Origin of the sequence: Pontibacter actiniarum (assembly GCF_003585765.1) — a bacterium.
Classification (GTDB): domain Bacteria; phylum Bacteroidota; class Bacteroidia; order Cytophagales; family Hymenobacteraceae; genus Pontibacter; species Pontibacter actiniarum.
Map to the genome: position 1 here is coordinate 1,007,532 of NZ_CP021235.1, position 25,994 is coordinate 1,033,525.

At 54.5% G+C, this 25,994-nt stretch carries 24 protein-coding genes; 11 read left to right on the forward strand and 13 right to left on the reverse strand.

What is annotated here, in order from left to right:
* Nucleotides 1–208 precede the first annotated feature (208 nt).
* The gene (locus tag CA264_RS04370) at nt 209–1,078 is read right to left on the reverse strand and encodes a DUF1573 domain-containing protein (RefSeq protein WP_237151169.1); all 870 of its coding nucleotides are present in this window, start codon (nt 1,076–1,078) and stop codon (nt 209–211) included.
* 111 nt (nt 1,079–1,189) lie between these two features.
* Between CA264_RS04370 and CA264_RS04375 the strand changes: the two genes are divergently transcribed.
* The gene (locus CA264_RS04375) at nt 1,190–3,598 is read left to right on the forward strand and encodes an alpha-ketoacid dehydrogenase subunit alpha/beta (RefSeq protein ID WP_025604930.1); all 2,409 of its coding nucleotides are present in this window, start codon (nt 1,190–1,192) and stop codon (nt 3,596–3,598) included.
* A 119-nt stretch (nt 3,599–3,717) separates the two neighbouring features.
* Here CA264_RS04375 and CA264_RS04380 read toward each other — a convergent pair whose 3' ends face one another.
* On the reverse strand, nt 3,718–4,260 hold the full coding sequence (locus CA264_RS04380; protein WP_025604931.1) for a hypothetical protein: 543 nt from the start codon (nt 4,258–4,260) through the stop codon (nt 3,718–3,720).
* A 69-nt stretch (nt 4,261–4,329) separates the two neighbouring features.
* Between CA264_RS04380 and CA264_RS04385 the strand changes: the two genes are divergently transcribed.
* Nucleotides 4,330–5,325 carry a long-chain-fatty-acid--protein ligase gene (locus CA264_RS04385; RefSeq protein WP_025604932.1) on the forward strand — a complete coding sequence of 332 codons (996 nt, stop codon included), beginning with the start codon at nt 4,330–4,332 and terminating at the stop codon, nt 5,323–5,325.
* Nucleotides 5,326–5,358: 33 nt separating this feature from the next.
* Entirely contained in the window at nt 5,359–6,273 is a 915-nt protein-coding gene (locus CA264_RS04390; RefSeq protein WP_025604933.1) for a zinc-dependent peptidase, read from the forward strand.
* A 79-nt stretch (nt 6,274–6,352) separates the two neighbouring features.
* Here CA264_RS04390 and CA264_RS04395 read toward each other — a convergent pair whose 3' ends face one another.
* Both CA264_RS04395 and CA264_RS04400 read right to left on the reverse strand, forming a co-directional pair.
* Entirely contained in the window at nt 6,353–7,519 is a 1,167-nt protein-coding gene (locus CA264_RS04395; RefSeq protein WP_025604935.1) for a sigma-54-dependent transcriptional regulator, read from the reverse strand.
* 287 nt (nt 7,520–7,806) lie between these two features.
* Entirely contained in the window at nt 7,807–8,277 is a 471-nt protein-coding gene (locus tag CA264_RS04400) for a DUF4126 family protein (protein WP_025604936.1), read from the reverse strand.
* 368 nt (nt 8,278–8,645) lie between these two features.
* On the opposite strand from CA264_RS04400, the gene CA264_RS04405 reads away from it, so the two are divergent.
* The 4 genes from CA264_RS04405 to CA264_RS04420 all read left to right on the forward strand — a co-directional run bounded on the left by CA264_RS04405 (nt 8,646) and on the right by CA264_RS04420 (nt 12,211).
* Nucleotides 8,646–9,398, forward strand: a complete 753-nt coding sequence (locus tag CA264_RS04405; RefSeq protein ID WP_418313992.1) for an MlaE family ABC transporter permease — start codon at nt 8,646–8,648, stop codon at nt 9,396–9,398.
* Nucleotides 9,399–9,406: 8 nt separating this feature from the next.
* Nucleotides 9,407–10,180, forward strand: a complete 774-nt coding sequence (locus CA264_RS04410; RefSeq protein ID WP_025604939.1) for an ABC transporter ATP-binding protein — start codon at nt 9,407–9,409, stop codon at nt 10,178–10,180.
* A 3-nt stretch (nt 10,181–10,183) separates the two neighbouring features.
* Nucleotides 10,184–11,200 (forward strand): MlaD family protein, encoded by a 1,017-nt coding sequence (locus CA264_RS04415; protein WP_025604941.1) that lies wholly within the window; start codon nt 10,184–10,186, stop codon nt 11,198–11,200.
* A gap of 276 nt (nt 11,201–11,476) precedes the next feature.
* Entirely contained in the window at nt 11,477–12,211 is a 735-nt protein-coding gene (locus CA264_RS04420) for an EcsC family protein (RefSeq protein WP_025604942.1), read from the forward strand.
* Between the two features lies 1 nt (nt 12,212).
* On the opposite strand, the gene CA264_RS04425 is transcribed toward CA264_RS04420, so the two are convergent.
* Nucleotides 12,213–13,271: a glycoside hydrolase family 113 gene (locus CA264_RS04425; protein ID WP_036775418.1), complete on the reverse strand. Its 1,059-nt coding sequence runs from the start codon at nt 13,269–13,271 to the stop codon at nt 12,213–12,215.
* Between the two features lie 258 nt (nt 13,272–13,529).
* On the opposite strand from CA264_RS04425, the gene CA264_RS04430 reads away from it, so the two are divergent.
* The gene (locus CA264_RS04430) at nt 13,530–13,820 is read left to right on the forward strand and encodes a hypothetical protein (protein WP_084196151.1); all 291 of its coding nucleotides are present in this window, start codon (nt 13,530–13,532) and stop codon (nt 13,818–13,820) included.
* Between the two features lie 109 nt (nt 13,821–13,929).
* On the opposite strand, the gene CA264_RS04435 is transcribed toward CA264_RS04430, so the two are convergent.
* The 5 genes from CA264_RS04435 to CA264_RS04455 form a co-directional block, all read right to left on the reverse strand.
* Nucleotides 13,930–15,288, reverse strand: coding sequence for a M24 family metallopeptidase (locus CA264_RS04435; RefSeq protein WP_025604946.1), 1,359 nt, complete (start codon nt 15,286–15,288; stop codon nt 13,930–13,932).
* A 70-nt stretch (nt 15,289–15,358) separates the two neighbouring features.
* The gene (locus tag CA264_RS04440; protein ID WP_025604948.1) at nt 15,359–16,366 is read right to left on the reverse strand and encodes an endonuclease/exonuclease/phosphatase family protein; all 1,008 of its coding nucleotides are present in this window, start codon (nt 16,364–16,366) and stop codon (nt 15,359–15,361) included.
* A gap of 202 nt (nt 16,367–16,568) precedes the next feature.
* Nucleotides 16,569–18,191: a M1 family metallopeptidase gene (locus tag CA264_RS04445; RefSeq protein WP_025604950.1), complete on the reverse strand. Its 1,623-nt coding sequence runs from the start codon at nt 18,189–18,191 to the stop codon at nt 16,569–16,571.
* 255 nt (nt 18,192–18,446) lie between these two features.
* Nucleotides 18,447–19,703 (reverse strand): exo-beta-N-acetylmuramidase NamZ family protein, encoded by a 1,257-nt coding sequence (locus CA264_RS04450; RefSeq protein ID WP_025604951.1) that lies wholly within the window; start codon nt 19,701–19,703, stop codon nt 18,447–18,449.
* Between the two features lie 264 nt (nt 19,704–19,967).
* A complete protein-coding gene (locus CA264_RS04455; RefSeq protein ID WP_025604953.1) occupies nt 19,968–20,333 on the reverse strand; it encodes a hypothetical protein in 366 nt (121 codons plus the stop codon).
* Nucleotides 20,334–20,784: 451 nt separating this feature from the next.
* On the opposite strand from CA264_RS04455, the gene CA264_RS04460 reads away from it, so the two are divergent.
* From CA264_RS04460 to CA264_RS04470, 3 genes are all read left to right on the forward strand, one after another.
* Nucleotides 20,785–21,630 (forward strand): hypothetical protein, encoded by an 846-nt coding sequence (locus CA264_RS04460; RefSeq protein ID WP_025604954.1) that lies wholly within the window; start codon nt 20,785–20,787, stop codon nt 21,628–21,630.
* A gap of 121 nt (nt 21,631–21,751) precedes the next feature.
* A complete protein-coding gene (locus CA264_RS04465; protein ID WP_025604956.1) occupies nt 21,752–22,582 on the forward strand; it encodes a hypothetical protein in 831 nt (276 codons plus the stop codon).
* A gap of 322 nt (nt 22,583–22,904) precedes the next feature.
* A complete protein-coding gene (locus CA264_RS04470; RefSeq protein WP_157593641.1) occupies nt 22,905–24,167 on the forward strand; it encodes a hypothetical protein in 1,263 nt (420 codons plus the stop codon).
* Between the two features lie 97 nt (nt 24,168–24,264).
* On the opposite strand, the gene CA264_RS04475 is transcribed toward CA264_RS04470, so the two are convergent.
* The 3 genes from CA264_RS04475 to CA264_RS04480 all read right to left on the reverse strand — a co-directional run bounded on the left by CA264_RS04475 (nt 24,265) and on the right by CA264_RS04480 (nt 25,667).
* Nucleotides 24,265–24,741, reverse strand: coding sequence for a DinB family protein (locus CA264_RS04475; protein ID WP_025604960.1), 477 nt, complete (start codon nt 24,739–24,741; stop codon nt 24,265–24,267).
* Nucleotides 24,742–24,830: 89 nt separating this feature from the next.
* On the reverse strand, nt 24,831–25,103 hold the full coding sequence (locus tag CA264_RS22165) for an alpha/beta fold hydrolase (protein WP_257791739.1): 273 nt from the start codon (nt 25,101–25,103) through the stop codon (nt 24,831–24,833).
* A gap of 3 nt (nt 25,104–25,106) precedes the next feature.
* On the reverse strand, nt 25,107–25,667 hold the full coding sequence (locus CA264_RS04480; protein WP_237151171.1) for an alpha/beta fold hydrolase: 561 nt from the start codon (nt 25,665–25,667) through the stop codon (nt 25,107–25,109).
* Nucleotides 25,668–25,994: the final 327 nt, after the last annotated feature.

The window sequence follows — 25,994 nt, forward strand, 5'->3', positions numbered from 1 at the left end:
TTTGTTTAGCTGCGCAAAGATACCATTAGTTTACAGAAATAAAACGTTTCTGCCTCTGTGTGCTGTAAGTGTTTGATTTGGAGCGGGTAATTGTGCGGAAACAGTGCAACGGCATGGCGCGCCGGTTTCGCTGCGGGGGGAGGTATAAAATGAAAAAAGGCAGCGATAAAATCACTGCCATTAGTACAAAATAAAACTATGAAAAAAACTATCTGAAAGGTGTCGGCTGTGCGCCTTCCCTTAACATATTTTTAGGTGCCTGGCCCTCTACTACATCTGCCTTCAGCGTTAGCTTGAGGCTCGGCACGACAATATCATTCGAAAGAACGGTTACTATTTCTTTTTGCTCCTTTAACACCGCAGGAACATACGTTAGTTCCAGGGTGGCCACTTCGCCGGCTTTTAATTCTGACACGGAGGTGCGGTACGTAATGCAATTGCAAGCACTCTTCACGCCCTGGATGATCAGCGGCTGGCGGCCCGTATTCTTGATCTTGAACTTAGCCACTGCTTTTTGTCCTTTTTCAAGTTTTCCGAAGTTGTGGCTTGTACTTCCGACTGCCAAACGCGGAGACAGTGCCTTTTGTTCCGGAGTATAAGCCGTTTTTAAATCTTTCGGGCCAACCTCGCCTTTAATGTACAAAACATGCGTTGGTTCCTCAGAGTTATTGGAGGAAACGGTGATGCTTTTGTGAAACGGACCCGGCCGGCCCGTTGTGTTATACACAGCTTTAATCATGCCAATTTTGCCGGGCAGGATCGGCTCTTTGGTCCAGGTGGGGGTAGTGCAGCCGCAGGAGGCCTGCACCGCCGGGATAACCACAGGGTCCTTGCCGACGTTTTTTACCCGGAATACGTAAGTAGCCTGAGTGCCCTCTGCTACCGTACCAAAGTCATGGGTTTCTTTTTCAAAAATAAGCTTTCCCTGTGCCTTTGTTGTGTAACTCACAAATATAAGACATAGTAAAGTTAATGCGTACAGCTTTCTTATCATAAACTGGTAAAAGCAAAATTTTCGCAAAGTATGCTTTGTTATATCCAGTGCAAAACAAATATACAAATTTCTTTTTTCAAACATACGTTACCCAATCCCGTGCCAGATGCTGCTGATATCCGCCCAAATTTGAAATCAGTGGAATCTTCAGTACTTTTGATGGGAAAAACACTTTTTTAGTTTAATCGAGACGACATGCAAACTGCTGAAGCATCTATAACTCAGAAACTAACTGCTGAAGAAATCCTGAGCGACTACCGTATCGCCTGGGAAAGCCGCCAGGCCAGCCTCACCGGCCGCAAGGAGGTGTTTATGGGCAAGGCCAAGTTCGGCATATTCGGAGACGGCAAAGAGGTGGCGCAATTGGCTATGGCTAAGTTTTTTAGGGACGGCGACTTCCGCTCAGGCTACTACCGCGACCAGACCTTTATGTTTGCCATTGGGGAGCTGACGCTGCAGCAATACTTTGCACAATTATACGCCCACACCGATGTGGAGGCGGAGCCATCTACGGCCGGCCGCGCCATGAACGGCCACTTCGGCACCCGCTCCCTGGATGAGGAGGGGAACTGGAAAAACCTGACGGAGCAGAAAAACTCCAGCTCGGATATTTCGCCCACGGCGGCACAAATGCCGCGCCTGGTAGGTTTGGCATATGCCTCTAAACTGTACCGCCAGAACGAAGGCCTCCAGAATCTGAAAAACTTTTCCGTAAATGGGAACGAGGTAGCCTTTGGTACCATCGGAAACGCCTCTACCTCCGAAGGCATGTTCTTCGAGGCCATCAACGCGGGAGGCGTGCTGCAGGTGCCGATGCTGGTATCCGTTTGGGACGATGCCTACGGTATTTCGGTGCCGGCGGAGTACCAGACTACCAAAGGCAGCATCTCCGAAATTCTGGCAGGCTTCCAGCGCACGAGCCAGGACGGGCAGGGCTACGAGATATTTAAAGTAAAGGGCTGGGACTATGCCGCCCTCTGCGAAACCTACGAGGCGGCCGTTCGCGTTTGCCGCGAGCAGCATGTGCCGGTTCTGGTGCACGTGGAGGAACTGACGCAGCCGCAAGGCCACTCTACCTCCGGGTCACACGAGCGCTACAAGTCCAAGGAGCGCCTGGAGTGGGAGGCTGACTACGACTGCCTTAAGAAGATGCGGGAGTGGATCCTGAGCAGCGACATTGCCAGCGCCGAGCAACTGGACCAGATAGAGGCCGAGGCCAAGGAAACGGTGAAATCCGCGCGTGGAGAAGCCTGGAATGCCTTTGCCAGCGCTATCAAGGCGGACCACGAGGAGGCACTGCACCTGCTGGACAACCTGGCTGCTGCCAGCGAGCACATCACGGAGGTGGCTACCATTACCGAGGAGCTGCGCAAAACCACTAACCCTATCCGTAGCGACGCGGTTAGAGCCGTTCGCAAAGCCCTCCGCTATGTGCGCGATGAGAACAACCAGGCCAAGCGCGAGCTGGTGGGTTGGCTGGAGCAGGCCATGGGCGAGAACGCCGACCGTTTTAACTCCTACCTGTACAGCCAGTCTGAGGAGGCTGCGCTGCAAATAGAGGAGGTAAAGGCTGAGTTCGACGAAAACTCGCCTGTAGTGGATGGCCGTGAGGTGCTGCAGGCATGCTTTGACGCTATGCTGGAGCGCGACCCGCGGGTGTTTGCCATAGGCGAAGACGTAGGCTTTATCGGCGACGTAAACCAGGCTTTTGCCGGCCTGCAGGAGAAACACGGTGAGCTGCGTGTAACGGATACTGGTATCCGCGAGTGCACCATCATCGGGCAGGGGATAGGCGCGGCACTGCGCGGCCTGCGTCCGATCACCGAAATTCAGTACCTGGATTATTTATTATATGCCATTCAGATTCTTTCTGATGATGTGGCTTGCCTGCAGTATCGCACCAAAGGAGGCCAGAAAGCGCCACTGATTGTGCGAACGCGCGGCCACCGACTGGAGGGGATCTGGCATTCCGGCTCTCCGATAGGGATGATCCTGAACAGCATTAGAGGGATGCACGTGCTCGTGCCGCGCGACATGACGCAGGCGGCCGGTTTCTACAACACCCTGCTGAAGGCAGATGAGCCGGCGCTTGTGATCGAGTGCCTCAACGGCTACCGCCTGAAAGAGCGTATTCCGAACAACATTGGCGAGTTTACTGTGCCGCTTGGTAAGCCGGAGACGCTGCGCGAGGGTACCGATATCACAATCGTGACCTACGGCTCGATGTGCCGCATTGTGCTGGAGGCCGCCAGGCAACTGGAGGAGTTCGGCATCTCGGCAGAGGTGATAGACGTGCAGACACTGCTGCCGTTTGACGTGGACCACGTGATTACGGACTCTATCCGCAAAACCAACCGCGTGTTGTTTGCCGATGAGGACGTACCGGGAGGAGCCTCAGCCTATATGATGCAGCAGGTGGTGGATGAGCAGGGAGCCTGGAGATGGCTGGACTCTAAGCCGCAGTGCCTGTCGGCGCAGCCGCACCGCCCGGCTTACTCCTCAGACGGAGACTACTTCTCCAAGCCAAACCCGGAGGATGTGTTTGAAACGGTGTATGAGATCATGCACGAGGCAGATCCGAAAGCCTTCCCTACCATCTACTAAGGGAGCAGGCGTATAAAAAGAAAGCCCCGGCAGCTGTTTACAGCTGCCGGGGCTTTCTTTTTATACGTTGTTTATACTTGCTTCGCCGAGCTTACATGTGCCCGGGGGGGCTTCTATACTTACTGGCCCTGGTACAGCACCACGTCGTCGGTGTACACCACGTTGCTTTTGTTCAGCGCGCGGTCGTAAATAAACACCTCAAAGCGGACCGTGTCGCGGAAAGGGTAGCTTTCTGTCGTAAAGCTGGTGATGGTGTAGCGGATTTCGCCCTCCAGCGCCTCCTCTTTCTCATCGCTGGACAGCCTCGGGAAACGGCCGTTGAAGTTGACCGGTGAGTTAACATACTCGCCGTCGCGCTTCACCTGCAGGTTTACTATAAAGTTGTCGAAGTACTGAGAGCCTGGGTTAAAAGGCGGCTCAAAGTCGGGGCCGGATTGCGACCCGCCTTCGCCGCGGCTCAGGCCCAGGTTGCCGTCGCCGTCCTGGTAGTCCACAGCGATCACGAGCGAGTCGAAAGTTACCTTGTTCTTGGTGAACGTGTACTGCTCTACCCGGTCAAACGTAATCTCAGGGACATCGCTATAGTTGGGCTCCTCTCGGCATCCGGCAGCGATCAGGGCCACTACTAGCAGCAGTGCGCCGTACTTTAGCATGTATTTCATGTGGAGTGTCGGAAAATGAAGCTAAATTTACTAAATCAAACGCAGGAAATATAGGATTTGTTGTATTCAATGGATTTTAAACATCACCATACCAGCCTACTGCGGAAGCAGGAGCCATTTGATTTTATTTCTACGGCTTTGGCGCTCTTCCGTTTTCAGGCTAAGCACAATCCCGTCTACAGGCGGTACATCGAAAATCTGAAGGTAAACCCGGAGGAGGTGCAGGCGCTGGAGCAGATCCCTTTTCTGCCCATCGAGTTTTTTAAGGAACAGCAGGTAACAACAGGCGAGTTTGAGCCGGAGGCGGTGTTTTACAGCAGCGGCACAACCCAGCAAACGCGCAGCCGCCACCTGGTGGCGGACCTGGGCCTGTACCAGCAAGTATCGGAGCGTATTTTCGAGCATTTTTATGGGCCGCTGCAGGAGTACGTCATCCTGGCGCTGCTTCCTTCTTACCTGCAGCAGGGCGGTTCCTCGCTGGTGGCCATGGCCGATTATTTTATTAAAAAGTCAGGGCAGCAGGAAGAGGGCTTTTACCTGCACAACCACGACCAATTGCTGCAGGCACTGCGGCAGGCCAAGGGGCGTGGCAAAAAGGTGTTGCTGCTGGGCGTTTCGTATGCGCTCCTGGACCTGGCCAAGGAGTTGCAGGGGCAGGAGGACTTCTCCGGTGTGGCTGTGATGGAGACAGGAGGGATGAAAGGGCGCCACCGCGAGATGATCCGCGAAGAGCTGCATGCCCGGCTAAAGCAGGGCTTTGGCGTAGATGCGATCCATTCGGAGTACGGTATGACGGAGCTGCTCTCGCAGGGCTACTCCAGGGGCGAGGGAATTTTCTGGCCCGGCTACACTATGCGCCTGCTCCTCCGCGACCTGAACGACCCCTTCGACATCCGGCCGGACCTCCGGAGTGGCGGCATTAACGTTATAGACCTTGCCAACGTGGACTCCTGCGCCTTCATCGAAACAAAGGACATCGGCAGGCTGCACCCAGACGGGAGCTTTGAGGTGCTCGGCCGCTTTGACAATTCAGACATCCGGGGCTGCAATCTGCTCGTGGGTTAGCATCTTTCCTAACCGCTTCTCGTTTAGCTGCTCATGGGATACATCGCTTTTATTGTTTTTGTAGCGGGGCTTTGCCTGCTTTTTTACAGGTGGGCCACCCGGAAGAAGAGGCGCCGCAGCAAGGTGCTCCAGCAGGAGTTTCCGGCAGAGTGGCGTAAAATACTCCAGGACCGCGTAGGGTTTTACCACACGCTGAAGACGGAGGAGGACAAGCGGCACTTCGAAAAGATGCTACAGCTGTTTCTGTCAGAGAAGCGCATCACCGGTATAGATGTGCAGGTAGACGACCTGACCAAGGTGCTGGTGGCTTCGAGCGCCATCATCCCCATCTTTGGCTTCCGCGACTGGGAGTACCATAACCTGGGGGAGGTGCTGGTCTTCCCGGGCAGCATCAAGAAGTATAAGAATGAGAAGAACGAGGCGGTAAGTGAGGTGCTGGGCCGTGTGAACCCTTTCCAGAACGACCACTACGTTACCCTTTCCAAACCAGCCCTGGAGCGCGGCTTTAACGACATGGCCGACAGGAAAAATGTGGGCATACATGAGTTTGCACACATGCTGGACCAGGCGGATGGGCAAATAGACGGTACGCCGGCGGCCTACCTGCCCGATGAGCTGGTGCAGCCATGGCAGGAGCTTATGTACCGCGAAATAAAGAAGATTGAGCAGGGCAACTCCGACATCGACAACTACGGCGCGACCAGCGAGGCGGAGTTCTTTGCCGTAGCAACAGAGTACTTCTTTGAAAAGCCAGGGCAGCTGGCCGAAAAGCACCCAAAGCTGTACCAGTTGCTAACGCAGGTCTTTGACCAGAACCCTAAACGCCGCTTCCGCCTTAACTTTAAAGAGCTGCTGAACCCCTACGGCAAGCGCATCGGGCGCAATGAACCATGCCCCTGTGGCAGCGGCAAAAAGTATAAACACTGCTGCAGGCTGAAGAGGAAGTAATGTTGTAAGCCTGGAAAAAGAAGACGCCCCCTGTGCAAGCAGCACAGGGGGCGTCTTCTTTTTAAACCTAACCTGGCCGTTACGCCACCACGGGGCGGGCGTAGGCCTTGGCATCTTCGGCGGTAATTTCAGGGCCGCTCATGATGACGAGGCGCTCCACCACGTTGCGCAGCTCACGGACATTGCCACGCCAATCCAGCTCTTTCAGGTATTCCAGGGCCTCGGGCGTAATGGTTTTGGGCTTATTGCCGTAGTCGTTGGCGATGTCGTTCAGGAACTTCTGCACCAGGTCCGGAATGTCTTCGCGCCGGTCGTTGAGCGGCGGCACATGGATCAGGATCACCCCCAGGCGGTGGTACAAGTCTTCCCGGAAGTTCTTCGCCTCTATCTCCTCCAGCAGGTTTTTGTTGGTTGCCGCCACCACGCGCACATCCACCTGGATGTCTTTGTCGCCACCCACGCGGGTAATTTTGTGCTCCTGCAGCGCGCGCAGCACCTTTGCCTGTGCCGAGAGGCTCATGTCGCCTACCTCATCCAGAAAGAGCGTGCCGCCGTTGGCCTGCTCAAACTTTCCGATGCGCTGCTTTACAGCCGAGGTAAAAGAACCTTTCTCGTGGCCAAACAACTCGCTCTCGATCAGTTCGCTGGGTATGGCCGCACAGTTAACCTCCACGAGGGGGCCGTTGCTGCGGTTGCTGTTCTCATGAATGGCACGGGCCACCAGCTCCTTGCCCGATCCGTTTGGCCCTGTTATAAGCACACGGGCATCGGTGGGGGCCACTTTCTCAATGGCTTGCTTTACCCGCGAGAGGGCAGGGGAGTTACCTACCATTTCGTAGGTCTTGGAGATCTTCTTTTTCAGGATCTTCGTCTCCGTCACCAGGTGCGATTTGTCCAGCGCGTTGCGCACCGTTACCAGCAGGCGGTTGAGGTCTGGTGGCTTCTGCAGGAAATCGTAGGCACCTTTCTTGGTGGCTTCCACGGCTGTATCAATGGTGCCGTGGGCGGATATCATAATAAACGGAGAGTCGGGAGTTACCTCCATGGCTTTCTCCAGTACCTCAATGCCATCCATGCCGGGCATTTTAATATCGCAGAGTACCACATCGTACTTTGATTTTCCGAGTAACTGGAGTCCTTTTTCTCCATCTTCAGCCTCATCCACAGTATAGTTCTCGAACTCGAGAATTTCCTTGAGTGTACTTCGGATGGCCCGCTCGTCGTCTATGATAAGAATCTTGGGCATAGTGTTGTTTAAATGTCTGGTTAAGTATAGCTATTTCGCAGCCCCTTGTCAAGGCAGTTGCTGCAGTTTTACGGAAACAGCCTGAAGTAGATTGAATACGCGGCTGCCGCCCTTACCCTAACGGCAAGGACGGCAGCCGCGTATCCGTATAAAAGAAAATGCTTCGCAGGCGCACAGGTACAGAGGCCTTGCATTTAGGGGCAAGTACGTACAGGTGCCGCCGTTTTCCTGCAGGCGCCCCGGATGCATGGGGCTGCTTTGCGGAGGGGCTGGGGGCAAGGGAAACGTTACATTCTTGCGGCGGTTATCCCGCTGCTAAGTACCAGCGCATCCTCTATGGAGCCGATAACCGGGTCGGCGATGCTGGTTTTCTCACCCAGCTTTTTACGCAGGTAAAAGCTGGCATAGGTGGCGGCAAAGGCTGCGGCTGCACCTACGGCAGCGCCCTTGGCTGGCTTTCTATGGTTGTTGAGGTACAATGCCGCACCCACCAGTGCGCCCGAGGCCGTTCTGAATAACAGGGACGGCAGCCTGATCCGGTCGGGGACGTTGGGCACTTTGTCGCCCAAAAGCTCTGTGGCAGCCAGGCCCGAGAGGACGTTGGCTACAGTTTTGTGCTGCAGAAACCACAGCGGCGTACGCGCCAGGCCCTCTGCTCCGTTTTCGCACAGTGCTCTGCTCAGCAGCGCCGGGGTCGCCATCGACCGCATTCCGGAGAGTGCCCCCATGGCAAGTGTTTTATAGAGTACTTTTTTCATAGTCTTGGTTTTTCTACCTGTCTACGTGGCGAAAGGCAGTTTAGCTGTTTCGTGCGTTGAGCAGTTATAATAGGTGCCGTTTGGTGTTACCAGTGGTACTGGTAGAAGTGCAGCCTATACTTATCTTGGAAAGTAAATATTTATTCAGGCCGGGGCAAACACTGTTTGGGGCAAAAGGCGTATAGGTATATTCATGCACCGAGCTGGTCATGTAAATATGTATCGCTATATTTAATTTTTAAATTTGGCCACCCGTAAAGCTATACGTGATAAGTTTGCGGTAAATACTGAACAAGAGATTCTTAATGGGATTACAAGAAAGTAAGGCAGATACCGGAAAGAAACGGAAATACGTCCTGACGCGCAGGATGGACCGGCTTTTTCTGGAACTGTATAGAATTTATGCCTTCCATATCCGCTTTTTTAAGGAAGTTTTAGTCCCGCCCTATGAGCTGAAAGAGGTCGTGCGGCAGTGCTATGAGATAGGTGTAAGGTCTTTGCCGCTCATCTCGCTTACCGGTTTTATTATCGGTATTGTGTTCACCAACCAATCGCGGCCCTCGCTGGCAGAGTTCGGGGCCACCTCCTGGTTGCCCTCGCTGGTTTCCATCGCTATTGTGCGGGCGCTGGCGCCGCTGGTAACGGCGCTTATTGCGGCCGGGCGAGTGGGGTCCAACATCGGGGCCGAATTAGGCTCTATGCGGGTAACCGAGCAGATCGACGCTATGGAGGTATCGGCCACCAACCCCTTTAACTTTTTGGTGGTAACGCGCGTGCTGGCAACCACTTTTATGATCCCGGCACTGGCCATGTACACCATTCTGGTGGCGTTACTGGGGGCCTACCTCAACGTAAGCCAGAACGAACTGACCAGCTTTGCCACCTACATCACGCAGGTGTTCGACGCGATCACTTTCCTGGATGTGTTCTCATCCATTATAAAGTCGTTCATTTTCGGGTTTACCATTGGCATGGTGGGTTGCTACAAGGGCTACAATTCATCTAAAGGCACGGAAGGTGTGGGTAAGGCAGCTAACTCATCAGTGGTAACAGCCATGTTTATGGTGTTTATAGAGGAGCTGCTGGCACTGCAGGTAATTAACTTGCTCAGAGCGATGTAAGCAGAACTATGAAGAACTTCAATCCAAAGATAAACAGAGAGAACAAAGTCATCGAGATCAGGGGCCTGAAGAAGGCTTTTGACGACTTTGAAGTGCTGAAGGGCGTGGACCTGGACCTGTACGAAGGGGAGAACCTGGTGGTGCTGGGCCGTTCCGGAACCGGAAAGTCAGTGCTGATCAAAATCATTTCGGGCTTGCTGAACCCGGACGAAGGCCTGGTAAGGGTGCTGGGCAAGCAGGTGGACAAGCTGTCGGCCCGGGAGCTGGATGAGCTGCGGCTAAAGGTTGGCTTCTCATTTCAGAACAGTGCCCTTTACGACAGTATGACAGTGCGTGAGAACCTGGAGTTTCCGCTTATCCGCCACTCCAAGTCCATGACGGCCGGAGACCGAGACCGGGTGATCCATTTTGTGCTGGAGGCCGTGGGCCTGCTGCAGACGATAAACCAGATGCCGTCGGAGCTGTCGGGCGGGCAGCGCAAGCGCATCGGCATTGCCCGTACGTTGATTCTGAAGCCTGAAATCATGCTCTATGATGAGCCGACGGCAGGCCTGGACCCGATCACCAGTATGGAGATCAACAGCCTGATCAACGAGGTGCAGAAGCGCTTCAACACCTCCGCCATTATTATTACCCACGACCTTACCTGCGCCCGCTCGGTGGGCGACCGCATGGTGATGCTGCTGGAGGGGCAGTTTCAGCGCCAGGGCACCTTCGACGAGGTGTTTAACACGGAGGATGAACGGGTAAAGATGTTTTATGACTACAACTTTGTACACTAGCTAATGAATACTGCAGAGAATAAACGTGCTATAATGGTCGGGATGTTTGTCCTGATCGCCATCGTCATATTTGTGGTGGGGATACTAACGCTGGGCGGCCAGCAGAAAAGGTTTATTGAGAGCATTACGGTAAAAACCGTTTTCGACGATGTGGAAGGCCTGAAGGTAGGCAACAATGTCTGGTTCTCGGGAGTGAAGGTGGGAACGGTGAAAAACATTGACTTTTACGGCGAGTCTCAGGTGGCCATAACGATGAGCATAGAGCAGGAGGCGCAGAAGTACATCCGCCAGAACTCTAAAGCGCGCATCAGTTCGGAGAGCTTGATTGGTAACAAGATCATCGAAATCTTCGGCGGAACGCCTGCTGCCGAACCTATCGAGGACGGGGACATTCTGGCCTCTGAAGCAAACCTGAACACCGATGACATCATGAAAACCCTTCAGGAGAACAACAAGAACCTGACCACCATCACCGGCAACTTCGGCGAGATAAGCGACAGGCTGGTGCGTGGCGAGGGAACGATTGGCACACTGCTTACAGACTCCACCCTGGCCCAGAACTTCAAGAGCCTGATCGCCAGCCTGGAGCAGACCTCTCAGAACACCGTGCAGGCCTCGCGCGACCTGAGCCGCTTTACAAACAAGCTGAATACCAAAGGCAGCCTGGCCACCGAACTGTTAACAGACACTACTGTGTTTAACAAACTGGAGGAGACGATGGCGCAGCTGGAAAACGCATCGCAGTCTGCCGCCCAGATGACGCAGAACCTGCAGGAGGCGAGCGCTAAGCTGAACAATGAGAACAACGCCGTTGGGGTACTCCTGAGCGATGAGCAGTTTGCCAACCAGCTGCAGCGAACAATGCAGAACCTGGAAACAAGCACCGAAAAGTTTGACGAGAACATGGAGGCGCTGCAAAGCAACTTCCTGCTAAGGGGCTTCTTCAGGAAGAGAGAAAAGGCGCAGCGGAAAGCGGCAGAGGAGGCCGCCGAGCAAGCAGAGCAGCAACAGAACCAATAGAAATAGAAGAACGGCCGGCGATATGCCGGCCTTTTTTTATGAACGGTAGTGTCGTGGGGTATCGGGTTGGTGTGAGCGCTCTTTTGGGGGCTTCAGGTATACCTTCTCAGTTGCTCATACGCCTCGTTTAGATGCTTTATACTTTCACCTCCGGTTTAGGAGTGTTCCGGGTGGTACGGCTGCGTTCTGGTAAGGCTGAATTTATATTTTACATGCGCACACCATAAGCATCTCAACGCTCGTATTTCATAACCTGGAACCTGTAACTCAAACCCTATGCCCACACCTTATGAAGCGCATGCCTTGTATGAGCTGCGTGAATGGCAGGAAGAAATGCTGCGCTACCCATCCATGTTCAATGCCTTAGCCCGAAAGGCGCAGGTAAAGCTCAATAGCTTTATACCTGAAAAGGTGCACCAGGCGGTCACGACGGCTATCAAGCAGATGATTCGGGGGGTGCTGTTTGGGGCGGGCTATATAGCGCCGAAGCCTATGCCACAGGTGGGGCTGGAGCTTCGGGAGGCAATGGTGCGGGAACGGATAAAGTACTACCAACATGCGGGGGCGGCAGAGGGGGGCGTTACGGGGGCTGGCGGCATCTTGCTGGGCCTTGTGGATTTTCCGCTGCTGCTCGGGCTCAAGCTAAAGTTGTTGTATGACGTTGCCGCCATCTACGGCTATGATGTAAAGGATTACCGGGAGCGGGTGTACCTGCTGCACATCTTCGAGCTCGCTTTCAGTTCGCAAGAGCACCGCCGGAAGGTTTACCGGCACATAGCCGATTGGAAAACGCAAAAGCTGACGCTGCCCGAAGACATCGACGCGTTTGACTGGCGCAGCCTGCAGCAGGAGTACCGTGACTATATCGACTTGGCAAAGATGGCCCAGATGGTTCCGTTGATCGGTGCCCCGGTGGGGGCGGTGGTCAACTACAGGCTCATCAGCAAGCTGGGCAAAACAGCCATGAATGCCTACCGCCTGCGCTGGCAGGCGCAGGGCGTGCTCTCGTAGCTTACCGGTCGTACCACCGGGCCATAACTTTGCCGGCCGGCTTTCCCTGCGGGGTGAAATCCAGGTGGTCGTGGTGGTGCGTACGCAGGCGGGGGTACCATTTCCAGATGAAGGTGCCGCCAAACCAGGGCTGCTGCCAGAACTGCTGGTAAAGCGCTTCGTACGCGTTGGCCTGTGTCTCCTCCGACAGCTCCAGTGCGGTTGCGTGCCGGTCAGGCCACTGCCATGGCTCAATGGCGGCATCGGGGGTGTTTTTGTAGCCAACCTCCGTAAAGACAACCGGCTTCTTATACTTTTGCTGTACCTCTTCAATGGCTGCCATGTGCGGCTGCCACCCCTGCCGGAGCTGTGCCACACTGGGGTTTGGCTGTTGCGTGAGCGGGAAGTAAGCCTGTATACCAATAAAGTCAAGCGCGTCCCAGAACTTTACCTCTTCGTACTCCTTGTACCAGTTCGCAGCGTAGGTCAGTTGGCCGTGGTAAACGCTTCGCACCTCCCGTATAAGCTGCCGCCAGTCCTGCTCGCGCTCCACGGCAGGCAAGTACAGCTCCGTTCCGATGCACAGCGCCTCGATCTGTTCTTTCTCGGCCAGCATGGCGTAGTGAAGTATAAACTTGCTGTAGCTGGAGAACCACTGCTGCCATTCTGCCTCTGTCTGCATTTGTATAGCGCCAACCCATTTGCCTTCGCTCCGGTCTGTGAGCCAGATGTGGGGCTTGAGCAGTGTTTTGAGGCCAAGTTGCTTTGCCAGGCGGGTTGTGTGGATAAGGCCACTGTCGCGCTCGCCCCAGTATGCCCTGTTGCCCTTGGTTAACCGTACCTCCGGCGAGTTGTAGCTGTGCTGCCAGCCAAAAGGCGTTTGCGCAATCCAGCTGACGTGGTGGAGCTGCAGCGCCCGCAGCTGTTCCTGTGTCACGGTGTCGCCGGCTACCCAGTTCACGCCCCTGAACCTTTCCGGGGCTTCTGTGGCAACAGGGGGCTTCCAACTCCTTGTGCCTGTGCTGACTGCCAGCACCGCAAGTATAGAAAGGGCAGCAAGTATGAAGATCAGCTGTTTCATAGGCAAGCGTTTACAGGCGGTGCATGTTATACGTAAACTGCCGCAAGGCTGTAGTGCTGTCTGCGGTTTGTGGTGGAGCAGGGCAGTAAGCCCCCGCGCGGCCTGTTTCACTGCGGCTTTGAGGGGCGGTATTTCTGCGCAGTTCGGGCTTCATCCTGTAAAGATATTTTGCACCCGTTGCTTTCTCCCGGGTGCGGTGGAATAACTGTAAGCTGCGCTGTGCCGTAAGAATAAGTGTAATAACCAAAGCATGAAGAAATGATAGAACGTACATATAAGTCTTTTTTTTCCGGTGTCATGATACTGCTTTTCCCGCTTCTGGTTGGGTGCTCTGTTTTCTCAGGAAACAGCAGCGTGTCGAACGACCCGGAAGTTGCGGCCCAGCAGCGGCGCGTAAACGAACTTAAGCGGGAAGTAAAAGAAGCCGAGCGCTATGCCGAAGAGGCAGAGCAACGGGAGAAAGCGGCCAAGAACAGGCTAAAAGCTGCTGAACACGAGCTTAAGGCCCTGGAAACCCAGGCTGAGCGCAGAAATAGCTATCAACAATAAAATAAAAGATATAACACTTACCAAAAGCGAAGAGGCTCCTGCACAACAGGAGCCTCTTCGCTTTTAGCCTCCTCTCTCCATTGGCACCGGAGGCAGTGTGAAACAGAGGCTAGTGCTGTAAATGTGCCGCAGGGCGAGGTATCAGCAGCAGCTCCTTTTGCCTGCCGCCCAGGTAGCGCAAGCCGTTTGGGGTGAGTACCGCCTGCTCTTCCAGCATCACCCGTATTTCTTTGTTGTTCCACTCGGGCAGGTTTACCTTGGCATTCAGCTCAATGGCGTAGGCCGTGTTGTGGCGCAAGGGGTAATCACCGGTGCCCGGCACGCCTTGCTGCATGTCCCACATGCCTATGGCCGGGCCTGCACCGTGGCCGTGGTAGCCGATAGGGTGAGAATAGATGCTGGCGGCAATCCTTTCCTTCTGCGCCTGCGTCAGTGCCTCCTTTAGCGCCTGGTTTCCTGTTTTGCCTTCTTGGAGCTTGGAGGTCAGGATGTCCTGCAGGCGGTTGCCAACGGCCAGGGCTTTCTTCAGGTATACTGGTGCCTCTGTTTCACCGGGTCTGCGTACATAAGCCAGCTGTTGCACATCTGTATGCAGGCCGAGGTAGGAAATGCCGAAATCCACGTGCAGCAAATCCCCGGGCATGATGACCTCCACACCAGGGCGCTCTGAAAAAGAGCGCTGAGAGTCGCCGGCGCCGGGGTTGGCGCGCTGCAGGTCTACGGTCGGGTGGAACCAGCTACTCAGCTTTAGCTCGGCTACGCGCTCGCGGTACCACCAAACAACGTCTTCTGTGGTCGTTACGCCCGGGTGTATCACACGCTCAGAAAGACCCTCTGCGATAATGTCGTGCCCGATGCGGCTGATCTGCTCATACAGGTCCAGCTCGCGGGCTGTTCTTGTTTGCAGCCAGTCCACAGCCAGGCCTTCTGCCGACACCACAGCTTGCCTCTGTGCGGGCGGCAGGTAGTGCAGCAGGCTGTCGTACTCGGCTTTCGTGAGGCCGTCGGCGTGGGCAAAGAGGGGAGAGTAGTTGAGCCCAACCTTGCGGGGGCTGCGTTCCGATACCAGCTGAGCCAGCCTTTTCCACTGGTTTGGTTCCTGCTCCGGAGCCCAGACGCCTTGCATTAGGTTGCCGATGTTGTAACGTGCCACAGCGAGCTTCTTAATGCCTCCGGCTGCGCCCCGGTCATAGAAGAGGAGGATGGTGCGGCGGCGTGCGCCCAGCCAGGTGGCGGGCAGCATGGTTTTGGCCACCGGGTCCTCGTTGTACTCCCGTGCCACCACCAGCCACATATCTATGCCGGCGCGGCGCATCAGGTCGGGCAGCAGCTTCTCCAGGCGCTCCCGCAGCAAGTCGTCTTCCAGGCTTGCCCTTTCCCGGAGCGGCAAAACAGCGGGTGCCTGTTGGGCGGTAGCTTCCTTCGCTGCCAACAGCAGCAGGAGCAGAATCGGTAACAGTTTTTTCATGTGCAGGGGGTGGAAGAGTGGGAGATACTTGCCTAACAAAGATAGAAATATCCCTGACTAATCCGAGCCCTTACTCTGGCAGTGCCAGCTCTGCGTAGAAAGGAAAATGATCAGAGCCGAAGTCAGGAAGCCTGCGCAGTTCCACCAGCCGGAACTCCTCAGAAACGAAAATTTGGTCCAGTGGCCATCTGAGTATGTTGGAAGTGGCATCAAACGAGTTGTACAGCCCCCTGCCGATGCGCACGTTGCCCAGCCTGCTTTTAACGCCGAACAAGCGGGACGTGTTTGACCAGCTCACGTCGTTAAAGTCGCCGGCCACGATGGTAGGAGTTTGCCGCTGCTGCACCATTTTTCCAACTTTCAGCAGCGCTACCTCATTCTCGCCATCTCCGACATTATCCGGGTACTTGCTTGGCTTGGGCGGCACAGGGTGCATGGCGTGGAGGGTAAACACAGCTCCTGCATCAAGTATAACTTTTGTGTGGATGGACGGCACCGTCTGATGCGCCAGAAACCTGACCTGTGTGCTCTCCAGCGGCATCCTGGAATAAAGTGCCATGCCGTATGTGTTATCCAGCGGGTACTCCACCTGATAAGGGTATTCTTTCCGGAGAGGAGCAAGGCGCGCAATCCACCACTTGTCGGTTTCCATCACCAGCACAATGTCCGGGTCCGACTGCTGAATGATGGAGAGAAGCGTCTCAACCTGTCTGTTCTTCATCCAGACGTTGGCAAGCAGCAAGCTGAAGCGCCTGTCTTTTTCCACAGCAGCGGGAGCCACGGATGCGACTGTTGTTCCGACTAGCGGGGTGTAGGGCAGAATAAAATAGGCCTGCAGCGCTATACTTGCCAAAAGCCCCGCCAGGAACAGCACCGACGGAAGCTTCCAGCGGTGATTGGACGCAACAAAAAGCAGCAGCAGCAGGAGCAGGCCGAGTAACACCTGCACCCTCGGGAAGTCCAATACCTTCAAGTACCACAAGCCCACGTTGTAGATCAGGGAAAGCAGGGTGACCAGGATCAGTAGCGTGCCTGCCACTAACGAAAAGTAGAAGATGGTTTTCTTTGCTGTCTTCATGTATGATCCTCATACGGCGATAAAGCAGACAGGTGATTCGAAAGGCCATGAAATCTACCCCCAGCTGCCCCAGAGGCTGTTTCCTTTGTCCGGGGCTGTTGGCTAGCAGCACCAACCACACCTGTGGGAGCATAGCTAAGGCTGTCCGATTATCTGGACGTAACACAAGCGCAGCCGCCTGTTTTGCGGCTGTGCTTGTGTTCTAGAGTGTACCCTTTTCCGTGCGTATCCGCTTCAGGTACCAGCCCTGTGCATCTACCAGTGGAGGGGCTGCAGATTTCACCTGTTGCGGCTCTTTGGAAAGCGTCAGGCGTTGTGTGCCGGTATCGGTTTGCACGTCCATTGGCAGGGCAAAGTTAATGTTAGGGATGCTGATGGCGTAGCTGTCGGCGCCAAGCTTTTGCACCAGCACCTCGGGCACCTCGGTTGTGCGCAGGTACAGGTCAAAGAAAGGCGCGATGTCCTGCCCCGTATGCTCAGTGATGTACTGCTGCAGGTCTGCCGTTTTTACCTGGTTGGCGTAAGTATGCGCAGGGGATGAGAGGAAGCCCCGGATGGTTTTGAAGAAGAGCTCCTCGCCCAACAGGAAACGAAGGGAGTGCATGACGTGTGCCCCTTTGGTATAGATCTCGCCGTGGTAAGCCTCGTCTGAATCCATGTTTTCGCGCTGGATGATGGGCGTTCGGTTAGGGATGCTCCTGGCCACCTGCTGCACGTGCTTCAGATAAGCCTCGTGGCCGGCATGCTCCTCTACAAACAGCCAATCGCCGTAAGAGCAAAGGCCCTCCTGTATCCAAAAGTCAGCCCAGTCGCGCACGCTCACTTTGTTGCCCCACCACTCATGCCCCAGCTCATGGTACAGCAGGTTGTCATGCGTTGTCTGCCCCACTTTTGTAAAGCGGAACTTGTTGCCGTAGGCATTGATGGTCTGGTGCTCCATGCCGAGGTAGGGTGTTTCGACCACACCGGCCTTTTCTTTCCAGAAAGGGTATTCGCCGAAGTACTTTTCCTGTGTTCGCAGGCTGGTTTCCAGCACATCCATTAGCTCCGGTAACTTGCTTTCGTTCTGGCGCAGAAGGTAAACGACCATCGGCATTTTATTTCCCTCGATGGTGGTGTATTCCCGCTGTAGTGCCACAAAATCCCCCACAGTAAAGTTAATGCCATAGTTATTGGTGGTGTAGTTGCTTTGCCAGTGGTAGGTAACAGAGCCGTTTTGCTGTGTCTGGCCTTGCAGTAGCCCGTTGGCGGCGGCTACATAGCCTGCAGGCACGGTGATGTACTGCGTAACACCTTCGTCGGGCTCGTCGGAGGGATGGTCTTTGCAGGGCATGAAGATCTTGGCTCCCTCGTTTTGGGAGGACAGTCCTACCCAGTGCTTGCCATTGGCATCCTGCGCAAAGGTAAAGCCACCCTGCCACGGCGGTCGCACGGCTTCCGGTGCCAGGCCGGCATAACCAACCTGTACCGTTACTACCTGCCCCGGCTGTACTTTTTTGCGCAGTTGTACATCCAGCCCATCGGGAGTGCGGGTAAAGCCAGCTTTCTTACCGTTTACCTTTACGGCATCCACCGTGTAGGCATCAATCAGGTTAAGGCGGATAAGGTCTGTCGGCTCCAACACTTTCACGCGCACATCGACGGAGCCGGAGATACGCTTTTGCTGTGGCGCTACTGCCAGCCGCAGGGTATAGTGCTTTACATCATACTTGGCCTGCTCGGGGTCGAGGGGGCCGCCCCAGGTCCAGTTGTTTTGCTGCTGGGCCAGCAGCGTGGTGGATGCGAAGCTGAACAGGGCCAGCAGGAGCGTTTTGCTTTTTTTCATGGGAAGAGGAACAAGGTTGTTTAGCTAATATAACAGCATATTATTAATTCCTGTTGAATCTGTGTGACGTCTAATACCTGCGCCTGTGCCTTCCTTTATCAGGCCCGGTACCGGCGCAGGTATTAGGCGTGTGTGCAATTATTGCGTTGTGTTTGCAATGCGGCCGGAAAAGCCATACTTACAGCCTCTGCTTGAAGCGATTCTTTTGGCTTCTCCGCTGAGAGCATCCGCTTATGCTACGACTGCACCTGGCTTCTACTTATACAGTAAATACTGCTGCCGTACCTCCTGAAAGGCTTGCAGCCCCCGGTTCCACTCTTTTACGATAGCAGCGGGTTTCTTGCCGGACTGTAGTTGCTGGCGCACCAGGGGAGTTCCCCAAAGGCGGTCCATGCGTGCTTCGCGCCACTCCAACTGCTGCGGGTAGAGCGTTTGTAAGGCGTGCAGAATGTAAACACCGGCTTTGGCTGGCGCAAACGCGTTACGATCTGTTATCACCATTTCCGCGCCCTCGCAGGTCTGCCCCAGGAACTTGGGCGGATATATTTTAACACCGTCTACAATGCTGTCCGGGGTGAAGCGGACCGGCCTGAAGCGGACGCCTTTCAGGTTGTAGCTATTAAGTTGGCGGGCCAGCTTTTCTCCGTCGGCCCAGGCTGCGCCGATGCGCTCGAAAGGGTGCAGGGTGCCGCGCGCTTCTGAAACGTTGGTGCCCTCCAGCAGGCAGGTGGCAGGATACACAGCGGCCGTGGTGAGGGTAAGCATGTTAGGGGAGGGCTTTACCCAGGGCAAGCCTGTTTGGTCGTACCACTGCTGGCGTGTGTAGTGCTGCATGGGCACTACCGTCAGGCTTGCCTGCGGCAGCTGTTGTTTGGCGCGCTCCCCGTTAAACATCAGGGCCAGTTCTCCGACGGTCATGCCATGAGCCACTGGCAGTTGGTCAGGGCCGGTAACCGGCTCGCCGACTTGCTTTCCGACCGGGCCATCTACATAAACCCCGCCAATAGCATTGGGGCGGTCCAGCACCACATACGGAATGTTGTTTTCTGCGGCGGCCTCCAGCACGTGGTTCATGGTGGCAATGTAAGTATAGAAGCGAGCCCCGATATCCTGAATGTCAAACACAAGCACATCTACCTCCTTTAGCTGGGCAGGGGTAGGCTTTCGGGTTTTACCGTAGAGCGAAACCACCGGCAGCCCGGTGCTGGCGTCGGTGCTGTTGGCGACATGGGTATCGGCATCGCCCCGGATGCCGTGCTCCGGTCCGAAGAGCAGCGTTAGCTTTACGTCGGGGTGCCGGTGGAGCACATCGGCCAGATGGCGGCCGTCTGGCAGTAAACCGGTGTGGTTGGTAACCAGGCCCACGCGCTTGCCCTTTATTAGGTGCAGGTAGTCCGGCGTGAAAAGGCGTTCAGCACCGATCGTAACACGTGGCGTGTCGGCAGCGGCAAAGTTTGTGTGGCCGCAGCACAGTAGCATGAGCAGCAGGAAAAGGAGACGATGTTTCTTCATAGCCAAAAGATAGCCTTTTCTATATCTATGTCAAAACAAAGACTAATACTTTTGCCTGAGCAGCAGGTGGTTGGGAAGGTGGTAGTGTACCTTCGGCTGTTTTACCTGTGCCTGGAGAATTTGGCCGCGCCAGCGTGGCGTGCAGCAGGGGCGTGCGAGCAGATTCGCGGAGGCCGTTTTGGCAGCTTAGAGAAGGCTGAACCAATGCGTGGTTCAGCCAGGTTCCCTGCTGTAGCGGAGAACCTGGCTGGAAAGGGGAGCGTGTTAGAGGGGGCTGTTAGTCAGCCTTCTCATCAGGTAACGGCGAGGCGACAGCTTACCTTCATCATCGGGAACGTACGCTACAAACTCCCAGCCCTGGCTCCCTAAGTGGTTCAGTATGGCCTCGGTTGAAGAAAATTCTTGTGTTTTGCCTGTGGCATCTACAATGCTGTTTCCGTCGTCACTGCGGCCATTTATCAAATTAGCCGTGTAGCCGTTGCGGATCAGTTTGCTTTGCACGAACACCTTTACATATTCGTAGGTTTGGCTGTTTACCTGGCCAGGAGGTTCTGCCGGGGCTTGTCCCTGGGCTTGGGCAGTTAGATTCAGGCCGAAGGCCAGCAGGAGCAGTACTAGGGTTTGTTTCATTGTATGGTCTTGGTTTTGAAAGGAGATTGAGGTATATATTTTGAAATAAATATATAAACTTCTGTCTGTGCATTCCTATAGCTGCTAATTTTTTAGTAGGAAAATGCTGGCAAAGCTGCTCTCCAGTGGGCCAGGCAGGTTGTGCGCGTTTGCGAGGTGAAACCAGGTGGCGGTGTGGAAGGGCTTGTTCAGCATGTTTTTCGTTTTTTCTTTTGTGCTAATAAGCCGGTATTCCTGCAGCGTGCTACTTGCAGCAGGGAGCCACGAAAGGGTGTGTTGCTCAGCTTTACCTCATTGCTCGACTCGGGGTTTTCTGCCGCGTCCATAATATGGGACATAAAAAGCAACGTTGTTATTTCTGCTTTTGGCCATCTGGAAAAGAGCTAAACTATGCCGCCATGTCGCCGTTAAAAAATAGGGAACCATTGTATAACCTAAATTTAAAAACGCTATGGAAAGAGACAACAGAGACCGTTACACCTGGGGAGCTTATGACTACGACAGGCTAGACAGAGATAACAGCTACGGCTATGACCGTGATAGAGACAGAGACCGTGACAGGTACCGTGACCGGGACATGGATCGTAGCGGTGGCATGGACCGCGACATGCGCAACCGCTTTGAAAGAGAGTACCGCGAACGCTTCGAAAACAACGACCGCAGCGGTTATAGCAGCATGGGCAACGACCGTTACAGTGGCTATAGAGACCGCGACAACGACCGTAACATGCCTTACAACGATAACGACAGAAGAGACTGGAGCCGGTTTAGGAACTACCGTGCCAACGATAGGGAAGATCAGGACCGCTACGGCAGCGACCGCCGCAGCCTAGGCGATATGCGCCAAGGCTATGGCATCTCCAGCTACGACGGCACCTCAGACCGCTACAACACCCTGAACACCCCGGAGCGCAGAGGCAACAGGCAGGAAGACCAGCCATACTACTCCGGCGGCCGCGACAGAAGCAGCAGCACAGGCTACGGCAGCGGCATGGGCGAGTCGTTCCCGAACTCTAACCGGGGCATTCCCAACTACGATACCGGAAACTACGGCGAGAGCCGCGGCACCGGCATGGGCAGTACCTACGGCGGCCGTAATTATGGCGGCGGCACCGGCTACCAAAGCGGGCACCGCGGCGGCGGTTTCGGTAACAACACCTTTGGGGCCTCGTCTGGCAACTACAGTGGCTATGGGGCCATGGGCAGCGGCACTTACGGCGGCCGTGGCAGTTCCACAGGCGACACCTCCCACAACTCTAACCGCGGCACCACCGAGTACGGCGGAAGAAACTACTAGGCACTTTTGTGCTTTAGGTATTCAGAAGCCTGCCACTCTGTGGCAGGCTTTTTTGTGCCTTGCTTTAGTTGCTGCTGCTGTGCTATATTTGGGCTTTCGTACGTTGCACCCTTACAAGAAGATGAAAACATACTTACCCGCCCTGGTAGCCATCCTGCTACTTGTTGCAACCAGTTCCTGCTCTAAAGAAGAAGATACCCCTGCCCCGGCAGTTGCATGCTACGTTTCTAAGGTGAGCATGGAAGACGAACAGCAGACCAGCTATACCAACTACACGTACGACGACAAGCTGCGGCTTGTGCTGTCCGGCAGCCAGATAAAGTTTGCGGTAGGAGGGCGCGATACCATCACCCAAGCCCTTTTCTTGAAGTATGTTTATGACAAGCGGGGGAGCATTACTGAAACTCAACTCTCTGTTGCTGAGGAAGGGCCTTTCAGCCCCTACCAAAAATTCTTTCATGATGCCAAAGGCAATGTAGTGAGGTATGAGGTTTTTTACTCAGGCAACAACCCGGAAAAGGTGCAGGAGTACTGTGATTTTACCTATAATGCCGGTAGCCAGCTCCTTACCGAGCGGTACTACAACAATGGGTTAGATTTCACTGTTATTACAAGGCACCGTAACTACCATTATACGGATGGTCAGATGACCCGCATGGAGTACCTGGATGGCAATGAGAAGAAATTTGCCGAAGACCGTTTCACCTACAGTAGCTATGCTAACCCATACATAGGAGGCATTGGCGAAAATAAAACCCGTACCGGTACAGGGGCTTCTTCAAACTACTTGATCGCCAGCTCAACCCGCTATGATGAAAACGGGAACCCACAGAAGCAGGGCTCTTACGATAACCATTTTACAATCTCACCCGATGGCAAGGTAGAAGAGGTCGTATCTGTGTACCAGGATGGTAAGCGGTCGGTGCGGCGCTTTACCTACACCTGCAACTAGCTAGCGGCTTCCGTTTTTCTGCTGCTTTAAGGTGTGGCTCGTGAGGGAACACCCGCTACTGCAAGCAATGCAGCAAAGACTGCCTCGTTTGGTACTTTATAACAGTAGCTATACTTGTGTTTTGTTTAGCTCTAAGCAATTCATTAGCGCCATCAGTGCAATGCTTCATAGCTTCTGGTTTGGACAGCTATTTTATTCTGTGTGGATAAAATTATACGCAATTATGCTTATAATCCTTTGTTATTTAGATTTTTTTATCCTAGCTTAGAACTAATTACACCTTATTACAATTAATACTGTAAATCAATACAAATCTCACCTTATGAAATTAAGAACATTTACAATGGCACTGCTTTGCGGCGGTGTTGGGTTCCTTACTGTGTCTTGCGATAAAGAAGATGCGGGTGCATTGGTAGAGCCTCAGGCTGGTTTCAAGTCTGCGTCTGCCACCAACCTGGTGGCCGGAGAGGGTAATTTCCGTATCGATGCCTCTGCTCTCGCTAGCGCAAAGTTTGACTGCTCTTATGATGCTTTTAGCAAGGGGCTGCTTGCCACCTACGGCAGCGATGCCGTTGAGCCAAGCGCCTGCGGTACTACCCCTTTCAACAGCTCGATTACCCCGTACGCCCGGCAGTTTGGTGCCCTGGAGTGGGAATGGTACGACCTGATGACGCAGCTAAACCAGCTGTACATGTACGTGGATGCGTCCAACCAGTCTTTTGGCGTTGATGGCCACCTGACCAACTATGCCGCTAAGCACAAGCGTAACCTGGAGTCTTTCTGGAATATGCCGGGCGAGATTACACTAAAAGGCCAGCACACCAGCACGCTGCAAAACAGGGATGCGATTGCTGCCGTGTACCTTAATTTCACTACCCTAAACGAGGCGCAGGCATACGGTAACGCCGATTACCTGATCGCTAACGTAATAGAGCCAAGCGAGGCGTTCAAAACATCTCCGCTTTTGTCGTTCGACGGCTTTGCAACCACAGGTGACCTGATTGTGATCGGAGACGGTATTGTGCAGGTAATGACTGATGCCGGTGTGGATGAGAAAGTGACTTTCGCCGGTATTCTGGCGCACGAGTGGGGCCACCAGGTACAGTTTAACAACTACACCAAATGGTACGGCCAGCGCGTGTCAACACCGGAGGCAACCCGCAAAACAGAGCTGGAAGCCGACGTTTTCTCCAGTTATTACATGACGCATAAGCGTGGCGCCACCTATAACTGGAAAAGAGCTGCTGAGTTCTTCGAGCTGTTCTACAACATCGGTGACTGTAGCTTTACCTCTGCCGGGCACCACGGCACCCCTAATCAAAGACTGGCTGCCTCCCGCCTGGGCTGGATCATTGCACAGGAAACACAGCCAATGGGCCACGTCCTGACTGCTGATGAGCTGCACACGATTTTTATGGCCGCGCTTAACAGCGTGATCGACAACAAAATCGACAGCTCTGAGGCACTGGCTAACCTGAGCACGCCACAAATGAAAGCTGTGTATGGCAAGGTGCTGAACCACAAAGCTGAGTTGCAGCAAATCGCCAGCGGCGCTATTGAGCAGTCTCAGGTGAAGAACCTGTAAAACCCGGATTTTATACGAACCTTACCAAAAAGGCACGCGCAGGCGTGCCTTTTTTCGTGCTGTACCTTGCCTGCTACCGTGGCATAGGCAAACTCGCTTAGTCCCAGTTCCCGGAAAGCCTGCGCAGAAGTACGATCTCTCCCAGGTGGTAGGCGCTGTGCTCTGCCACCAGCATTGCCTCCCGCAGCAGCGTCTGCCCATCGCCGTGCGGAATTGGCGTGAACAAGTCGTTAGCAGAGTCCTGCACCAGCTTCACCATTTCGTGAAGGTCCTGGGCAATAGCCTGCTGCGTTTTGTCCAGCGCACGCTGGTCTGCCGGGGCCTTTTCCCGGGGCCAGTAGTCGTCGGGCCAGGCGGGCTCCTTATAGTTGGGGTTGCGGCAGAAGTCCAGGATGTCGTGCTGCGCAAAGCGCAGGTGCTCGAGCAGTTGCCAGATGGTGTAGGGCACGTTGTCAAACTGCTTGCCTGCCTCTTCCACTGTTATTCCCTGCAGCAATTCCTCCCGTGGCCGGAAAGCCTGGCCACCGCGCATAAGTTTTACCAGTTGTTCGCGTAGTTGTTGGTCTTGTGTCATCGCATTTAGTTTAGTTAAAGCCGCCTCATGCTGCTTTGCCTCACAGCAGGAGAGGAGGCTACAGCAAAGGCAGTAACATGTTGAGTTAATTACTGGCGCAGAAAGTCCAGGAGGTAACTGTTGAGCTGCTCCTTATGCGTTACGAAAAGCCCATGCGACCCTCCTTTGATGACGACGTACTTGTTATCGCGGATTTCTTTAGAGGATTGCTCGCTGCTGGTTTCAATAGGCACGATCTGATCATCATCGCCATGTATAATGAGCGTGGGCACTGTTACGTTTGGTAGCTCGGATCGGAAGTCGGTGTTGGCCCACGCCTTGGCGGTTTCGGTGGTGGCTCTTGGGGAGGCTTGGGCGGCGATGAGTCAGTCGTAGTGCAGCTGCTGCTCGCTTAGTTTGTCCTTGTTGCTGCTGTAGCTGTAAAACTGCTTGCCAAACTCCGCCAGAAACGTCACGCGCTTGCTCTGCAGGGAATCCATGATCTCATTCAGCGTTTCCTCCGGTACACCATCCGGGTTGTCGTCTGTTTTTTTCACGACAGGAATAATGGAGCTGATGAGCACTGCTTTGGAGACGCGTTCGCTGCCAAACATCGAGAGGTAGCGCACCACCTCGCCGCCACCCATGGAGAAACCGACCAACACACAGTTCCAAAGGTCCAGTCGCTGTATCAGTGCCTGCAGGTCCATGGTCAGGGCGTTGTAATCGTAGTTGTACCAGGGCCGGTCCGATTCGCCGAAGCCGCGGCGATCGTAAGTGATGCACCTGAAACCGGCGTCTGTCAAGGCCTGCACCTGGCTCTCCCACATACGGTGGCTCAGCGGCCAGCCGTGGATCAGGATGACGGGCTGTCCTTCGCCGCAGTCCTGGTAATGCAGGTACACGTGTTCGCCTTTCTGCTTGTCTTCTGTTTTGATAAATGGCATGTCTTAAGTTTGTTTTGTGAGAAGTATACCTGGTTGTACGTAAGGTGTGGCAGGTGCCGTTGCCTGTCTTCGGTAGGTAACCTCCTCTCTTTAAGAGCAGAAGAAAACGCAGTACTTACCGGAGCAGCCTTGCGGGGCCTCCTCTTCTCCTGGGTGTGCCGGCCATGTTGGGCTGACGGCACTGCTGCGGGATGGCTCGGCTACAAATAAAAACCGAGAGCTGGTACAAGTATACCTCTTAAACTATAAAACAGGATTCGTGAGGTGCCTGACAGCCGTAGCCTTTCCTATCGCGTTTGCTACTCCCGTGGCGAAGCGGTATACTTG

Excerpts from the sequence above, each read along its gene's own strand:
- CA264_RS04370 (WP_237151169.1), bottom strand. The coding sequence starts at position 1,078 with ATGTTTGAAAAAAGAAATTTGTATATTTGTTTTGCACTGGATATAACA.
- CA264_RS04375 (WP_025604930.1), top strand. The coding sequence starts at position 1,190 with ATGCAAACTGCTGAAGCATCTATAACTCAGAAACTAACTGCTGAAGAA.
- CA264_RS04380 (WP_025604931.1), bottom strand. The coding sequence starts at position 4,260 with ATGAAATACATGCTAAAGTACGGCGCACTGCTGCTAGTAGTGGCCCTG.
- CA264_RS04385 (WP_025604932.1), top strand. The coding sequence starts at position 4,330 with ATGGATTTTAAACATCACCATACCAGCCTACTGCGGAAGCAGGAGCCA.
- CA264_RS04390 (WP_025604933.1), top strand. The coding sequence starts at position 5,359 with ATGGGATACATCGCTTTTATTGTTTTTGTAGCGGGGCTTTGCCTGCTT.
- CA264_RS04395 (WP_025604935.1), bottom strand. The coding sequence starts at position 7,519 with ATGCCCAAGATTCTTATCATAGACGACGAGCGGGCCATCCGAAGTACA.
- CA264_RS04400 (WP_025604936.1), bottom strand. The coding sequence starts at position 8,277 with ATGAAAAAAGTACTCTATAAAACACTTGCCATGGGGGCACTCTCCGGA.
- CA264_RS04405 (WP_418313992.1), top strand. The coding sequence starts at position 8,646 with ATGGACCGGCTTTTTCTGGAACTGTATAGAATTTATGCCTTCCATATC.
- CA264_RS04410 (WP_025604939.1), top strand. The coding sequence starts at position 9,407 with ATGAAGAACTTCAATCCAAAGATAAACAGAGAGAACAAAGTCATCGAG.
- CA264_RS04415 (WP_025604941.1), top strand. The coding sequence starts at position 10,184 with ATGAATACTGCAGAGAATAAACGTGCTATAATGGTCGGGATGTTTGTC.
- CA264_RS04420 (WP_025604942.1), top strand. The coding sequence starts at position 11,477 with ATGCCCACACCTTATGAAGCGCATGCCTTGTATGAGCTGCGTGAATGG.
- CA264_RS04425 (WP_036775418.1), bottom strand. The coding sequence starts at position 13,271 with ATGAAACAGCTGATCTTCATACTTGCTGCCCTTTCTATACTTGCGGTG.
- CA264_RS04430 (WP_084196151.1), top strand. The coding sequence starts at position 13,530 with ATGATAGAACGTACATATAAGTCTTTTTTTTCCGGTGTCATGATACTG.
- CA264_RS04435 (WP_025604946.1), bottom strand. The coding sequence starts at position 15,288 with ATGAAAAAACTGTTACCGATTCTGCTCCTGCTGCTGTTGGCAGCGAAG.
- CA264_RS04440 (WP_025604948.1), bottom strand. The coding sequence starts at position 16,366 with ATGAAGACAGCAAAGAAAACCATCTTCTACTTTTCGTTAGTGGCAGGC.
- CA264_RS04445 (WP_025604950.1), bottom strand. The coding sequence starts at position 18,191 with ATGAAAAAAAGCAAAACGCTCCTGCTGGCCCTGTTCAGCTTCGCATCC.
- CA264_RS04450 (WP_025604951.1), bottom strand. The coding sequence starts at position 19,703 with ATGAAGAAACATCGTCTCCTTTTCCTGCTGCTCATGCTACTGTGCTGC.
- CA264_RS04455 (WP_025604953.1), bottom strand. The coding sequence starts at position 20,333 with ATGAAACAAACCCTAGTACTGCTCCTGCTGGCCTTCGGCCTGAATCTA.
- CA264_RS04460 (WP_025604954.1), top strand. The coding sequence starts at position 20,785 with ATGGAAAGAGACAACAGAGACCGTTACACCTGGGGAGCTTATGACTAC.
- CA264_RS04465 (WP_025604956.1), top strand. The coding sequence starts at position 21,752 with ATGAAAACATACTTACCCGCCCTGGTAGCCATCCTGCTACTTGTTGCA.
- CA264_RS04470 (WP_157593641.1), top strand. The coding sequence starts at position 22,905 with ATGAAATTAAGAACATTTACAATGGCACTGCTTTGCGGCGGTGTTGGG.
- CA264_RS04475 (WP_025604960.1), bottom strand. The coding sequence starts at position 24,741 with ATGACACAAGACCAACAACTACGCGAACAACTGGTAAAACTTATGCGC.
- CA264_RS04480 (WP_237151171.1), bottom strand. The coding sequence starts at position 25,667 with ATGCCATTTATCAAAACAGAAGACAAGCAGAAAGGCGAACACGTGTAC.